The organism is Microbispora sp. NBC_01389, from assembly GCF_045040095.1.
Lineage (GTDB): Bacteria > Actinomycetota > Actinomycetes > Streptosporangiales > Streptosporangiaceae > Microbispora.
Genome location: NZ_CP109552.1, coordinates 4,347,277 through 4,361,524, shown reverse-complemented (window position 1 = coordinate 4,361,524; position 14,248 = coordinate 4,347,277). Strand labels below are relative to the sequence as shown.

Sequence of the window (14,248 nt, the reverse complement as noted above, 5' to 3'; positions counted from 1 at the left end):
TCGCGGCTGTACACGGTCATCGGTGGCGGTCAGACCAGGCCGCCGGCCCAGGAGTACGTCTTGAGGTAGGGGTCAGGCTTGATCGGCTCGCCGGAGTTCCAGACCTCCTTGATCTGGCCGTCCGGCTGGACGACGCCGATGCGCGCGGTCTTGTACACGTGCTGGTTGTCGCCGTCGATCGTGACCTTGCCCTCGGGGCGGTCGAGCGTGACGCCCCCGGCCGCCTTCTTCACGGCCTCGACGTCGGTGCTCCCGGCCTTCTTGGCGGCCTCGGCCCACAGGTAGACGGCGTTGTATCCGGCCTCCATGGGGTCGGAGGTCACCTTGTCCGCGCCGTACTTGGCCTTGAAGGCGGCGACGAACTTCTGGTTCGCCGGGGTGTCGGTCGTCTGGTAGTAGTTCCAGGCCACGAGCTGCCCGGCGACGTTGTCGACGCCGATGCCCTTGACCTCCTCCTCGGCCACCGAGACCGACATGACCGGCATCTGCTCGGCGCTGACCCCGGCGCTCTTGAGCTGCTTGAAGAACGCGACGTTGCTGTCGCCGTTCAGGGTGTTGAACACCGCGTCCGGCTTCGCCTCGGTGATCTTGTTGACCAGCGTGCTGTATTCGGTGTGCCCGAGCGGGGTGTACTCCTCGCCGAGGACCTCCATGCCGTTCGCCGCGGCGTACGCCTTGATGATCTTGTTCGCGGTCCTCGGGAAGACATAGTCGCTGCCGACGAGGAAGAGCCTCTTCTTGCCCTTCTCCTTCAGGTAGTCGAGCCCCGGGACGATCTGCTGGTTGGTCGTGGCGCCCGTGTAGAAGATGTAGGGGGAGCTCTCCAGCCCCTCGTACTGGACCGGGTACCACAGCAGCGCCTTGCGCTTCTCGAAGACGGGGAGCATCGCCTTGCGGCTCGCCGACGTCCAGCCGCCGAAGACCGTGGCGACCTTGTCCTGCGCGATCAGCTTGGTGGCCTTCTCCGCGAACGTCGGCCAGTCGGAGGCGCCGTCCTCCACGACGGGCTCCAGCTTCTTGCCCAGCACGCCGCCCGCCGCGTTGATCTCGTCGATGGCGAGCAGTTCGGCGTCCCTGACCGTGACCTCGCTGATGGCCATGGTGCCGCTCAGGGAGTGCAGGATGCCGACCTTGATGGTGTTTCCGCCCCCCGATGAGGCTGATGTGTCACTTTTTCCAGATTGTCCGGCACACGCCGCGAGCGTCACCGCCGAGAGCGCGATGACCGCACCGGTACGCCATACTGAGTTCCGCAAGTGCTTCTCCTTGCCGCCTACGGCCCCCGCGCCGATCCGTCTGCCGCAAAGGTGAGCGCGCGCTATTTCCCGTCGAAATCACGACGGTTAACAACTCATTAGCGAAGCCTCACCATCGTTCGGATACGCATACGAAATGCCGGGGTAACGCGGGAGAAACCGCGGGTACCTATCGTCCCGCCATGCGGCTCACTCCACACGAACAGGAACGGCTCCTCATCCACGTCGCCGCGGGCGTGGCCCGCGACCGGAAGAAGCGCGGCCTTCGCCTCAACCATCCGGAGGCGACGGCCCTCATCGCGTCCTTCCTCCTGGAGGGCGCCCGGGACGGCCGGAGCGTCGCCGACCTCATGGACGCCGGCCGCAGGGTGCTGCGGCGCGAGGACGTCATGGAGGGCGTGCCCGAGATGCTGGAGTCCGTGCAGATCGAGGCCACCTTCCCCGACGGCACCAAGCTCGTCACCGTCCACCACCCGATCCCGTGAGTGGGGCGAGTGGCGCGGGCGCGCCGGGCGAGATCCTGTACGGCGAGGGCGACGTGCCGCTGAACCCCGGCAGGGAGCGGATCACCCTGAGAGTCGTCAACACGGCGGACCGGCCGGTGCAGGTCGGGTCGCACTACCACTTCGCCGCCGCGAACCCCGGTCTGGAGTTCGACCGGGAGGCGGCCTGGGGCCACCGCCTCGACATCCCCGCGGGCACCGCCGTCAGGTTCGAGCCCGGCGTGGAGCGCGACGTGACGCTGGTTCCACTCGCGGGCGCGCGGGTGGTGCCCGGCCTGCGCCCCGAGTGGGCCGGGCCCCTGGACGAGAGACCGACGGGGACCGAAAGGATGACGGGTGCCTAGCATCGAGCGCTCCCGCTATGCCGCGCTGTACGGGCCGACCACCGGCGACCGGGTGCGACTGGCCGACACCGACCTGTACGTCGAGGTGACCGAGGACCTCTCGATGGGGCCGGCCGGAGCCGGCGACGAGGCGGTGTTCGGCGGCGGCAAGGTCATCCGCGAGTCGATGGGACAGGCGCGCGCCACCAGAGCCGAGGGCGCGGCCGACCTCGTCATCACCGGCGCGGTGATCCTGGACCACTGGGGAGTCGTCAAGGCCGATATCGGCGTGCGCGACGGCCGCATCGTCGCCATCGGCAAGGCCGGCAACCCCGACACGATGGACGGCGTCCACCCCGATCTGGTCATCGGCCCGTCCACCGAGATCCTCGCGGCGAACGGCAAGATCGTCACGGCGGGCGCGGTCGACTCGCACGTCCACCTGATCTGCCCGCAGATCCTCGACGAGGCGCTCGCCTCGGGCGTGACCACGATCGTCGGCGGCGGCGCCGGGCCCGCCGAGGGCACCAAGGCCACCACCGTGACCGGCACCTGGTACGTCGGCCGGATGCTGGAGTCCCTGGACGCCTACCCGATCAACGTGGCCCTGCTCGGCAAGGGCAACACCGTCAGCGAGGAGGGGCTGCTCGAACAGCTCAGGGCCGGCGCCTCGGGGTTCAAGCTGCACGAGGACTGGGGCGCCACCCCCGCTGTCATCGACGCGTGCCTGCGGGTGTGCGACGCGACGGGCGTGCAGGTCGCCATCCACACCGACACCCTGAACGAGGCGGGGTTCGTGGAGTCGACCCTGGGGGCCATCGCCGGCCGGGGGATCCACGCCTACCACACCGAGGGCGCCGGGGGCGGGCACGCGCCGGACATCATCACGGTGGCCTCCCACGCCAACGTGCTGCCGTCGTCCACGAACCCGACCCGGCCGCACACGGTCAACACCCACCACGAGCACCTGGACATGCTCATGGTGTGCCACCACCTCAACCCCTCCATCCCGGAGGACCTGGCCTTCGCCGAGTCGCGGATCCGGCCGTCGACGATGGCGGCCGAGGACGTGCTGCACGACATCGGCGCGATCTCGATGATCGGCTCGGACTCGCAGGCGATGGGACGCGTGGGCGAGACCGTCATCCGCACCTGGCAGACGGCGCACGTCATGAAGCGCCGCCGGGGCGCGCTGCCCGGCGACGGCCCGGCCGACAACCTGCGCGCCCGCAGGTACGTCGCGAAGTACACGATCAACCCTGCCGTCGCCCACGGGCTCGACGCGGAGATCGGCTCGGTCGAGCCCGGCAAGCTCGCGGACCTCGTCCTGTGGAGCCCGGCCTTCTTCGGGGTCAAGCCCGAGCTCGTGCTCAAGGGCGGGGTCATCGCGTACGCGCAGATGGGCGACGCGAACGCGTCGATCCCGACGCCGCAGCCGGTGCTGCCCCGCCCGATGTTCGGCGCGACCCCGGTCACCGCCGCGGCGACGTCGCTGCACTTCGTCGCGCCGCTCGCGCTGGAGGGCGGGCTCGCCGACCGGCTGGCCGTCCGCAGGCGGCTGGCCCCGGTGGCCGACGTACGCGACCGGCGCAAGGACGCGATGCCCCTCAACGACGCCCTGCCGGACATCCGGGTGGACCCCGACACCTTCGCCGTACACGTGGACGGCGAGCTCATCGAGCCCGCCCCGGCCGAGTCGCTGCCGATGACGCAGCGCTACTTCCTCTTCTGAGAGGTGCGATGGACGGCACGCGCGGAGACCCGGCGGCCCTGCTGCTGCTCGCCGACTCCCGGCTGCCCGCGGGCGGACACGCCCATTCGGGCGGGGTGGAGGAGGCCGTGCGGCTCGGCACGGTCACCGACGTCGACGACCTCGCGCGGTTCCTGCGGGGCAGGCTTGCCACCGCCGGTCTCGTGACCGCGGCCCTGTCGGCCGCCGCCTGCGAACTCGCGGCGGCGGAAGACGTCCGCCGGCGGCTGTGGCGGCGGCTGGACGACGAGGCCGACGCGAGGACCGCGTCGCCCGCCCAGCGGGAGGCCGCGCGGACCCAGGGGCGGCTCCTGCTGCGCACGGCCCGCCGGTTGTGGCCCTCGGCGGCCCTGGACACGCTGGCGCGGGCCATCCCGGAAGGCCCGCATCACCCGATCGCGCTGGGCGCCGCGGCGGCGTCCGCGGGCTGCGAGCCCCAGCAGGCGGCGCTGGCCGCCGCCTACACCTCGGTGACGGGCCCGGCCACGGCCGCCGTGCGGCTCCTCGGCCTCGATCCGGTCACCGTCCACCGCCTGCTCGCCGACCTCGCGCCGGCGCTCAACGACGCGGCCCACGCGGCCTGCGCGTCCCTCATGGACACGGTGCTGACGGAGCCCGACCCGGCGGGCGCCGGCACCCCGCCGGACGACTCCGATCCGCTGCCGGGCGACGCGCCCGGATCCGCCCGTACGGAGTGGCGAGGGGGCTGGGCGGGGCTGCCCGGGCACAGCGCGCCGGCCCTCGACCTCCTCGCGGAGGGACACCTGGCCAACCCGATGAAGCTCTTCGTCTCCTGACACCTCCCGAGACGTCCCCCGACGTCGCCCGACGTCGCCGACCGAGCCGCGGCTCACGAGCAGAAGGGTCCAAATCATGGGCGCTTACCACGACGACCTTCACGACGCGGCCGAGCCGGACGGGCGGGCGCTCCGCCTCGGCATCGGCGGCCCGGTCGGCAGCGGCAAGACGGCCCTGGTGGCGGCGTTGTGCCGCAGCCTCGGGCCGTCGCTGCGGCTCGGGGTCGTGACCAACGACATCTACACCACCGAGGACGCCGACTTCCTGCGCCGGACGGGGGTGATCGACCCGGAGCGGATCCAGGCGGTGCAGACCGGGTGCTGCCCCCACACCGCGATCCGCGACGACATCGCGGCCAACATCGACGCGGTCGAGACGCTGGAGGAACGGTTCGGGCCGCTCGACCTGGTGATCGTCGAGAGCGGCGGCGACAACCTGACCGCGACCTTCAGCCGGGGGCTGGCCGACCGGCAGATCTTCGTGCTGGACGTGTCCGGCGGCGACAAGGTGCCCCGCAAGGGTGGCCCGGGGGTGACGACGGCCGACCTGCTGGTGATCAACAAGACCGACCTCGCGCCGATGGTCGGCGCCGACCTGACCGTGATGTCCCGCGACGCGGCGGCCGTACGGGAGGGCAGGCCGGTGCTGTTCACCTCGATCAGGGAGGACCGGAGCGCGCACATGGTCGCGCAGTGGGTGACCGACATGGTCGACGTCTGGCGGCACGAGCACGGCGTCGCCCACCACCACGGCGACAGGGACTCGGCGGAGCGGAAGGAGCGCGAGGAGCACGAGGAGCAGCCGTCGCGTCCCGTCACCGCGCCGTGAGCACGGCGGCGGCGGTCACCGCGCGGGCGCTGATCAGGACGAGCATGGCCGGTGGCGGCACCCGGCTGGAGACCCTGTGGTCGGACCCGCCGCTGACCCTGCGGCAGACCGGCCCGCATCGGGTGCATCTGGTCTCGACGGGCGCCGGGCCCCTGCGTGGCGACCACCTCGATCTCGGCGTGGACGTCGCGCCGGGCACGTCGCTGGAGGTGTGCTCGGTGGCCGCCACGCTGGTGCTGCCGGGCCTCGCGGAGGCTCCCTCGATCATGCTGGTGCGGGCACGGGTGGGGGCCGGTGCGACGCTGCGCTTCTCCCCCGAGCCGACCGTGCTCGCCGCCGGGTGCTCCCACCACCTCGTCGTACGGCTCTCGCTGGCGGAGGACGCGACCGTCCTGTGGCGCGAGGAGATCGTGTTCGGGCGGCACGGGGAACGGCCGGGCCGCTGTCAGGCGAGGTTCGACGCGACCGTCGCCGGACGGCCCCTGCTCCGGCAGAACCTGGTGATCGGCGAGGAGACCGTGGACGGCAGCCCCGCCGTCTACGGAGACGCCCGGTGCGTCGGCTCCACCCTGGTCGCGGGCCCCGCCTGGCGTCCGTCCGCCGGGGACAAGCGGGAGCGGCGGGCGGTGGTCGGAGAGGGCTGGGCCGCGCTCCCGCTCGCCGGTCCCGGCGTGCTGGTCTCCGCCCTGGGCGCGGACGCGGTGCAGCTCAGACGGCGGCTCGAACGCGGCGAGGACGCCGCCGCAGCACACGCGACCGGCTGACCGCGCCCACGGCCACCCCCGATCCCCGGGCCCGCCGATCCCGCACCCACCGATCCCCGGACCCACCGAATCGCCGAATGGCCGCCGGACCGCGCCCGATCTCCGCATCGGGCGGCGCCGGGCCGTAGCCTGGTGATCGTGTCGGAACTCACACCGCATTCCGCCTCCCGGCCGCGCCGCACGAGCGTGGCCGGCGCCCTGCGGGCCGCCGGGGTGACAGCCGCGGGGTTCGTACTGGCCGTCGCCGCACTGCTCCCGTGGGCCGGCCTCACGGCCGAGATCGGGGTGTTCGACGCTTCGCTCACCGCCGTGCGCGGCGTCGACGAGGGCCCCGGATGGGTCGTCCTGGGCGCCGGGATCGCCGCGATGCTGCTCGGCGTGCTCGGCGCGGCGCGCAGCTGGCTGTTCACCGGGCTGGCGATCCTGCCGGGTGCGGTCGCGGCGTTCGCGCTGGCGATGTTCCTCGCCGATCCGCGCGACCTGGTGAGCCGGCTCGACTTCCACGTCTCCGGGCTGCTCCGGGTGCACCCGACGGTCCAGTACGGCTGGTTCACCGGGCTGCTGGCCTCCGTCGCGCTGGCCCTACTGGCCTGCGCCGCGCTGCTTCGCCGCCGCTGACCACCGCCGCCGACCACCACCGCCGACGGGCGGCGCAGGCGGCGGCGCTGACCGGCGGCGCGAGCGGCGGCGCGAGCGGCGGGATCAGTCGTAGAAGCCGAGCCGGCGCAGCTGCTTGGGGTCGCGCTGCCACTCCTTGGCCACCTTCACCCGGAGGTCGAGGTAGACCCGGGTGCCGAGCAGGGCCTCGATCTGCTGCCGGGCGCGGGTGCCCACGTCCTTGAGCCGGGCGCCGCCCGGGCCGATGACGATCGCCTTCTGCGACTGCCGTTCGACGAACATGTGGGCGTACACGTCGAGCAGGTCGTCGCGGCCCTCCCGGGGGTTCATCTCCTCCACCATGACGGCGATCGAGTGGGGCAGCTCGTCCCGCACGCCCTCCAGTGCCGCCTCGCGGATCAGCTCGGCGACGAGCACCTGCTCCGGCTCGTCGGTCAGCTCGCCGCCGACGTACAGCGGGGGCGACTCGGGCAGCCGCTTGATCAGCACGTCGGCGAGGACGCCGAGTTGCTCGCCGCTCTGCCCGGACACCGGGACGATCTCCGCGAACTCGGCCAGCCCGGACACCGCCAGGAGCTGGTGCGCGATCTGCTCCCGGGTGGCGAGGTCGCACTTGGTCACGACGGCCATGACCGGCGTCTTCTTGACCGCGGTGAGCTTCTCGACGATGAATCGGTCGCCCTTGCCGATCGGCTCGTTGGCCGGGACGCAGAACCCGATGACGTCGACTTCGGTGAGCGTGGACAGCACCAGGCTGTCCAGCCGCTCACCCAGCAGGGTGCGCGGACGGTGGAAGCCGGGGGTGTCGACGATGACGAGCTGGGCGTCCGGCCGGTGGACGATGCCGCGGATGGCCCGCCGCGTGGTCTGCGGCTTCGACGACGTGATCGCCACCTTGGTGCCGACCAGTGCGTTCATCAGCGTCGACTTGCCGACGTTGGGCCGGCCGACGAAGCAGGCGAAGCCCGCGCGGAAACCGCTGGGTTCGGCGTTCACGTCAGATGTACCGGCCCTTCAGCGAGCCGTCCGGGGCGGCCAGGAACAGCGTGCCGTTGCCCAGGTCCTCGACGACGGAGACGTCCTGCTCGCCGGGTTCGCCGGCCTCGCTGACGATCGCCGCCGCCTCCAGCGACTTCGCGCCGCTGGACACGGCCATGGCCACGGCCGCCTGGAGGGCCGAGAGCCGGAGCGAGGGCAGCGCCACCGTCGTCGCGGCGTACGTTCGGCCCGTCTCGTCACGCACCGCGGCGCCCTCCGGGGCGCCCGCGCGTGCCCGCGCCGACCTGGCCAGCGTGATGATTTTGGTGTCCTCGGGGTCCAGCGTCTCTGTCACCCGTCAAGCGTACCGACCTCCCGGACGAGCAAGCGGGCCAGTTCGGCCGTACGGGCCGGGTCGGGCGGGGTCAGGCCCGCGTGCACGAGCGTGATCAGTGTGTGGCCGGAGCGGGCGACGACCACGTGCATACGGTAGGGGTAGCCGCCGACCCGGCCGGTCAGCCCGCGCCCGGCGGCGTCGGGGCCGCCGATGCCCGGCAGCGGCACCGGCGAGGCCTTCAGACGGTCGTACGGCGTGCCCGCGTCGGCGGTGGCGCAGCGGATCAGGGCGGCGCGCAGCGCGTCGAGGCGCCCGGCCGCCTCGTTCCCGTCGTAGACGGCGAGCCCGACGCCGGCCAGTTCGCCGAGGTGCGGGCCGTCGTACGTCGCGGCGGTCACGGCGGTGGCGCCGCCGAGGCGGGCCCGCGGAGGCCTGCCCGCCGCGGCGTCGAAGAGCGCGCGGCAGGCGCTCGCGCGGGGGCGGAACGGCGCCCGCCAGGGCGCCCGCGCGTGGCTGAAGAAGCCCTCGGGAAGATCTCGCATCGTCCCCAGCACGCCTCTCAGACGCCCCGCGCTCCGCGCCGCCATGGCGTTCCGCGTGGTTCCCGTGCCCTGGGTGTCGCGGGCGGCCCGCTCGGTGGCCGTGACTCCCCGTGCGACTCCCCGTGCGGCTCCCCGTGCGGCTCCCACGGTGGCGTACGTCGCGACGCTGGGCCCGGTGGCGAGGGCCAGGAAGCCCGCGACTGCCGCGTGGACGATCCGCATGCCCGCCTCCCCGCCGCTCGGGCGCATTACCGGAGGTTGTCCTTCCCCGGACCGGAAGCGGGTAATCACTTTGCGTAACCGATACGGGGCTTCCACCTCGGAAGGTGAAAGCCCCGCACCGCTTACGGATCCCCCATGGGAGTTGCCGGTGCCCCGCGAACCCCTCCCGGAGCGCCGGACTCCCTATGAGGCGCCCCGAACCCCTTCTGGGCGCCTGGGACAACAGTGGCAGGGCACACTTGCAAGCCGCTTAAAGAAGGCTTGCACCCGTCGGCGGGTTCTGTGTCTCCCGGAGCCGGTCGCGGGCCACCGAGGCGTAGTCTCTGGCGGGCCGCGACCCGGGTGCCCGGGTGAGCCCGCTCTCCCGCCGCGCGTAGCGGAGGTCGGCCCGCTCGGCGGCGGTCAGGGCGTACCGCGCCGCCCTCACCGGGTCGCCGCCCAGCGCGTGGTGGTGCGCGAGCGCCGCCGCCTCGTCCGGGCGCAGCCGTTCGAGCACCGCCGCCACCCGGGCGTGCGTGCGGGCGCGGCGCAGCCGCGGCATCGCGCCGTACACGGTGTCGCGGAGGACGGGGCTGGCGAAGCGGAGCCCGCCGTCGTCGGGCTCGACGAGCACCCCGGCCAGGAGCGCCTCCTCGGCCGCGTCCACCACGGCGTCCTCACCACCGCCGTGGACGGCCGCGAGCACGTCGAGGTCGACGCCCCCGGCGTGCTTCCCCGGGACCTCGGCGTCGAGCACCGCCGCCACGTCCAGCACCGTACGCACCCGGGCGGGCAGGACGGCGAGGCGTGCCGCGAGCACGTCGCGGACCCCGGCGGGAACGGTCGTCAGGGCCGCCGCCTCGCCCTCGGCCGCGATCAGGCGCGCGGTCTCCCGGAGGAAGAAGGGGTTGCCCCCGGTGCGCGCGGCGAGCGCGGTCAGGGCCGGGCGGGTGACGGGCAGGCCGGCGACGGCGGTTACGAGACCGGCGGCGGCGCCGGGCCGCAGGCCGCGCAGGCCGATCCGGAGCGGTTCGCGCCGGGCGAGTGCCGCCGTCGTCCCCGCCAGCCGGCCCGCCTCCTCCTGCCGGAAGGTGCAGACGACGGCGACGGCCGCACCGGCCGTCTCCGCGACGACGTCCAGGAGGGTGTCCAGCGTCTCCCGGTCGGCCCGGTGCAGGTCCTCGACGACGACCAGGATCGGCGCCTCCGCCGCGGCGTCGCGCAGGTAGGCCGCGACCGCCCGCCGCCCGTGGAATCCCTCCCCCCGCACGCTCCCGGCCGTGTGCTCGGGCGGCGGCACGGCCGTCGTGAGCGTACGGAGGATCTCGGCCCAGGCCCAGCCGGGCGGCGCGCCCCGGGTCGCCGGGCAGCGCCCGATCGCGACCCGCGCGCCCTGCCCCACCCAGACGGCGGCGACCTCCTCCACGAGCGCGGTCTTGCCCATGCCCGCCTCGCCCGTGACGAGTGCGACGCCCTCGGACAGGCCCAGCAGAAGCGACATCTCGCTCCGCCGCCCGAACAACCGGATCCGGCCTTCCTGACAGGCCGCTGCCACGGGAACCGCGGTGGAGATCTTCGCGAGGCCGGCCGCAGGAGCCGCTGTGGGAGCCGCTGTGCGGACTTGAAGGAGAACTGCTGGGAGGTCGCGCGGGAGAGGGGGACGTGCGGCCGGGTTGTCCCACTCGGCCGCACGGGCCGTGCCGGGCAGGTCCAGCTCGGGGGAATGGGCGAGGATGCCGGCCTCCAGGCGGCGCAGCGCGGGACCGGGATCGACGCCGAGTTCCGCCACGAGCATGCGGCGGGCCTCGCGGAGCGCGGCGAGCGCGTCGCCCTGCCTGCCCTGCCGGTAGAGCGCGGTGGCGAGCAGCCGCCAGCCCTCCTCGCGCAGCGGGTGCTCGGCGAGGTGGGCGCGCAGGTCCGCGACGACCGAGCCGGGCGTGCCGAGCGCCATCACCGCCGAGGCCCGCTGCTCGACGGCCGTCGCCCGGACCTCGTCGAGCCGGGCGATCTCGTTCAGCGCCCAGTCCGCCGAGGCGAACTCCTGGTACGCCGGGCCCTTCCACAGGGCCAGCGCCTCCTCCAGGGCGACGACCGCGGCGGCCGCGTCACCGTCGAGCAGCCGGCGGCTGCCCAGCCGCACCAGTTCCTCGAACCGCCAGGCGTCCACGTGCTCGGCGCGCAGGGCGTACCCCGGGGGCACGGTCACGAGGAGCCTCGCGGGCGTGCGGATCGTCCGCTGCGGCTCCAGGGCCCGGCGCAGGTGGGAGACGTACGTCTGGATGGAACCGGCGGCGCCCGGCGGCGGCTGGTTCCGCCACAGATCGCTGATCAGCCGCCCGACCGGCACGACCTGGCCCCGGGCGACCAGAAGGCGCCCGAGCACCGAACGCTGACGTGGGCCGCCGAACTCGATCGGCCCGTCTTCGCGGATGGCTTGTAGCGCTCCAAGTACGGAGAAGACCGCCATGGGAGGTCACATTACCCAGGCCGGATATACGCGGACCAGATTCACTCGTGGTCGGCGCTCACGGCCACGACCTCGTCGCCGGGAGCGGGCTCCTCACGGCGTACGACGACGGTGCTGATCCGGTTGCGGCGTCCCGCGAGGTTCTCGGCGGTCAGGCGCAGGTCGCCGATCACGGCCTCGGAGCCCGCGATCGGCACCCGGCCCAGGGCGTGCGCCAGCAGGCCGCCGACCGTCTCGACGTCCTCGACCTCGATCTCGGTGCCGAACAGCTCGCCCAGCTCGCCGGCCGGGAGCCGCGCGGTCACCCGGGCGGCGCCGTCGTCGAGCCACTCGATCCGCGGGGTCTCCTGGTCGTACTCGTCGGCGATCTCCCCGACGATCTCCTCGATCACGTCCTCGATCGTGACGAGGCCGGCGGTGCCGCCGTACTCGTCGATGACGATGGCGAGGTGGATCTGCCGCGCCTGCATCTCGCGCAGCAGCTCGTCGATGGGCTTGCTCTCCGGCACGTACGTCGCGGGGCGCATGAGCTCGTCCACCCGGACGCCGTCGTCGCCGGTGTCCTGTATGCGGCGGACGATGTCCTTCAGGTAGGCGATGCCCACCACGTCGTCCTCGTTCTCCCCCACGACGGGGATGCGGGAGAAGCCGCTGCGCAGGGCCAGCGAGAGCGCCTGGCTCAGCGTCTTGCCCCGCTCGATGAAGATGATGTCGGTGCGCGGCACCATGACCTCGCGCACCAGCGTGTCGCCCAGCTCGAAGACCGAGTGGATCATCTCGCGCTCGTCGGGCTCGATGACCCGGCGCTGCTCGGCCAGGTCGACCAGGTCGCGCAGCTCCGCCTCCGAGGTGAACGGCCCCTCCCGGAAGCCCTTGCCGGGGGTGAGCGCGTTGCCCAGCAGGATCAGTAGCTCCGGCAGCGGCCCGAAGATCTTGGTCAGGCCGTACACGACCGGCGCGCTCGCCAGGGCGACGGGCTCGGCGTGCTGGCGCCCGAGCGTGCGCGGCATGACCCCGACGATCACGTAGCTCACCAGGATCATGGCCACGGCCGCCCCTGCGTACGCCTGGCCGCGGTCGCCGAGCCAGTCGATGAACAGCAGCGTCGCGATCACCGTGGCGACGAGCTCGCAGCTCAGCCGCAGCAGGAGCACCAGGTTGAGGTAACGCGGGGGGTCGGCGACGATCGTCCGCAGCCGCACCGAACCGCGCCGCGCCTCCTTGACGAACTCCTCGGCTCGCACGCGGGAGATGCGGGTCAGCGCGGTCTCGGCGCTCGCGAGGAGGCCGCCGACCACGATGAGGACGACGGCCGAGACCAGCCAGCCGTTGTTCACGGCTTCCGCCGCACCTCCCGCCAGGCGCCGAGGAGCTCGTCCTGCAGCCCGAACATCTCGGCGTGCTCCTCGGGCTCGGCGTGGTCGTAGCCCAGCAGGTGGAGGATGCCGTGCGTGCACAGCAGCTCCAGCTCGTCCTGGGCGCCGTGCCCGGCCTCGGCGGCCTGCTTGGCGGCCACCTGCGGGCACAGCACCACGTCGCCCAGCAGCGCCGGGTCGGGGGAGGCGTCCTCGTCCCGCCCGGTGTTGGGCCGCAGCTCGTCCATCGGGAAGGCCAGCACGTCGGTCGGGCCCGGCTCCCCCATCCACTGCTCGTGCAGCTCGGCCATCGCCCCCGCGTCGATCACCAGGATCGACAGCTCGGCCAGCGGGTTGATCCCCATCCGGCCCAGGACGTGCCCGGCGAGCTCGACGAGTGCCGTCTCGTCGACCTCGACGCCGGACTCGTTGGCCACCTCGATGCTCACGGGGTCTCCTCACCCGCCATGGTCGTGCTCACCGTCGGTTGTTCCGCGGCCGTTTGCTGATCGCCCGCGGCTCGGAGGCCATCGCGGCGTCGTATCGGCCGTAGGCGTCGACGATGTCGCTCACCAGCTTGTGCCGGACCACGTCCGCGCTGGTCAACCTGCTGAAATGGATGTCCTCGATGCCTTCGAGGATGTGCTGGACGACCTTCAGGCCGCTGTCCTGGCCGCCGGGCAGGTCGATCTGGGTCACGTCGCCGGTGACCACGATCTTCGAGTTGAACCCGAGCCGGGTCAGGAACATCTTCATCTGCTCGGGCGAGGTGTTCTGCGCCTCGTCCAGGATGATGAAGGCGTCGTTGAGCGTGCGCCCGCGCATGTAGGCGAGCGGCGCGACCTCGATCGTCCCGGCCGCCATGAGACGGGGGATCGAGTCGGGGTCCAGCATGTCGTGCAGAGCGTCGTACAACGGCCGCAGATAGGGGTCGATCTTCTCGTAGAGCGTGCCGGGCAGGAACCCGAGCCGCTCCCCCGCCTCGACGGCGGGGCGGGTGAGGATGATGCGGTTGACCCGCTTGTTCTGCAGGGCCTTCACGGCCTTCGCCATCGCCAGGTACGTCTTGCCGGTGCCGGCGGGGCCGATGCCGAAGACGATGGTGTGCCTGTCGATCGCGTCGACGTACCGCTTCTGGTTGACCGTCTTCGGGCGGATGGTCCGGCCCCGGGAGGACAGGATGTCCAGGGACAGGACCTCGGCCGGGCGGTCGGTGGCCATGCGCAGCATGTGGATGCTGCGTTCGACGGCGTCGGGGGACAGCTCGGCGCCCGAGCCGACCAACTCCATCAGCTCCTCGAAGAGGCGGACGACGACGCCGCTCTCCTCGGGACTGCCGGTGATGGTGATCTCGTTGCCGCGCACGTGGATGTCGGCGCTGAAGGCGCCCTCGATGACCCGCAGGAGCTCGTCACCCGACCCCAGGAGGCTGACCATCGGCTGCCCCTCGGGGATGACTACCTTGGCCTGGGTCTGGTTGATGTGCTGTGACTCGGACATGGGCGGCCCTTGCGGCCCTGATCGCCTC

The 14,248-nt window shown here is 72.8% G+C and carries 15 protein-coding genes; 7 read left to right on the top strand and 8 right to left on the bottom strand.

Translation table 11 applies throughout. The features are described 5' to 3' along the window. Nucleotides 1–29 precede the first annotated feature (29 nt). Complete coding sequence (gene urtA, locus OG344_RS19670; RefSeq protein ID WP_405089123.1) at nt 30–1,223, bottom strand: urea ABC transporter substrate-binding protein; 1,194 nt, start codon at nt 1,221–1,223, stop codon at nt 30–32. A 215-nt stretch (nt 1,224–1,438) separates the two neighbouring features. Here urtA and OG344_RS19665 point away from each other — a divergent pair, with 215 nt between their 5' ends. The 7 genes from OG344_RS19665 (at nt 1,439) to OG344_RS19635 (ending at nt 6,840) form a co-directional block, all read left to right on the top strand. Continuing rightward, complete coding sequence (locus OG344_RS19665; protein WP_405084324.1) at nt 1,439–1,741, top strand: urease subunit gamma; 303 nt, start codon at nt 1,439–1,441, stop codon at nt 1,739–1,741. Then, nucleotides 1,738–2,103: an urease subunit beta gene (locus OG344_RS19660; RefSeq protein WP_405084323.1), complete on the top strand. Its 366-nt coding sequence runs from the start codon at nt 1,738–1,740 to the stop codon at nt 2,101–2,103. Before OG344_RS19665 ends, OG344_RS19660 begins: the two co-directional genes overlap by 4 nt. Further along, nucleotides 2,096–3,814, top strand: a complete 1,719-nt coding sequence (locus tag OG344_RS19655; protein ID WP_405084322.1) for an urease subunit alpha — start codon at nt 2,096–2,098, stop codon at nt 3,812–3,814. The genes OG344_RS19660 and OG344_RS19655 overlap by 8 nt, the downstream gene beginning before the upstream one ends. A gap of 8 nt (nt 3,815–3,822) precedes the next feature. Beyond that, nucleotides 3,823–4,629 (top strand): urease accessory protein UreF, encoded by an 807-nt coding sequence (locus tag OG344_RS19650; RefSeq protein ID WP_405084321.1) that lies wholly within the window; start codon nt 3,823–3,825, stop codon nt 4,627–4,629. Between the two features lie 76 nt (nt 4,630–4,705). Then, nucleotides 4,706–5,458, top strand: a complete 753-nt coding sequence (ureG, locus tag OG344_RS19645) for an urease accessory protein UreG (protein WP_405084320.1) — start codon at nt 4,706–4,708, stop codon at nt 5,456–5,458. Beyond that, nucleotides 5,455–6,222: an urease accessory protein UreD gene (locus OG344_RS19640; protein WP_327044759.1), complete on the top strand. Its 768-nt coding sequence runs from the start codon at nt 5,455–5,457 to the stop codon at nt 6,220–6,222. The genes ureG and OG344_RS19640 overlap by 4 nt, the downstream gene beginning before the upstream one ends. Before the next feature lie 138 nt (nt 6,223–6,360). Then, nucleotides 6,361–6,840, top strand: a complete 480-nt coding sequence (locus OG344_RS19635) for a hypothetical protein (RefSeq protein ID WP_327044758.1) — start codon at nt 6,361–6,363, stop codon at nt 6,838–6,840. 84 nt (nt 6,841–6,924) lie between these two features. Here the strand turns inward: OG344_RS19635 and era are convergent, their stop codons facing one another. The 7 genes from era to OG344_RS19600 all read right to left on the bottom strand — a co-directional run bounded on the left by era (nt 6,925) and on the right by OG344_RS19600 (nt 14,220). Then, nucleotides 6,925–7,836 (bottom strand): GTPase Era, encoded by a 912-nt coding sequence (era, locus tag OG344_RS19630; protein ID WP_405084319.1) that lies wholly within the window; start codon nt 7,834–7,836, stop codon nt 6,925–6,927. 1 nt (nt 7,837) lies between these two features. Next, nucleotides 7,838–8,173 carry a cytidine deaminase gene (locus OG344_RS19625; RefSeq protein ID WP_405084318.1) on the bottom strand — a complete coding sequence of 112 codons (336 nt, stop codon included), beginning with the start codon at nt 8,171–8,173 and terminating at the stop codon, nt 7,838–7,840. Next, nucleotides 8,170–8,919 carry a hypothetical protein gene (locus tag OG344_RS19620; protein WP_405084317.1) on the bottom strand — a complete coding sequence of 250 codons (750 nt, stop codon included), beginning with the start codon at nt 8,917–8,919 and terminating at the stop codon, nt 8,170–8,172. Before OG344_RS19620 ends, OG344_RS19625 begins: the two co-directional genes overlap by 4 nt. Before the next feature lie 250 nt (nt 8,920–9,169). Continuing rightward, nucleotides 9,170–11,365 carry a BTAD domain-containing putative transcriptional regulator gene (locus tag OG344_RS19615; protein WP_405084316.1) on the bottom strand — a complete coding sequence of 732 codons (2,196 nt, stop codon included), beginning with the start codon at nt 11,363–11,365 and terminating at the stop codon, nt 9,170–9,172. Between the two features lie 41 nt (nt 11,366–11,406). Further along, entirely contained in the window at nt 11,407–12,702 is a 1,296-nt protein-coding gene (locus tag OG344_RS19610; protein ID WP_327044753.1) for a hemolysin family protein, read from the bottom strand. Continuing rightward, nucleotides 12,699–13,169, bottom strand: coding sequence for an rRNA maturation RNase YbeY (gene ybeY, locus OG344_RS19605; protein ID WP_327044752.1), 471 nt, complete (start codon nt 13,167–13,169; stop codon nt 12,699–12,701). The genes OG344_RS19610 and ybeY overlap by 4 nt, the downstream gene beginning before the upstream one ends. A 28-nt stretch (nt 13,170–13,197) precedes the next feature. Further along, nucleotides 13,198–14,220, bottom strand: coding sequence for a PhoH family protein (locus tag OG344_RS19600; protein WP_327044751.1), 1,023 nt, complete (start codon nt 14,218–14,220; stop codon nt 13,198–13,200). Between the last annotated feature and the right edge of the window lie 28 nt (nt 14,221–14,248).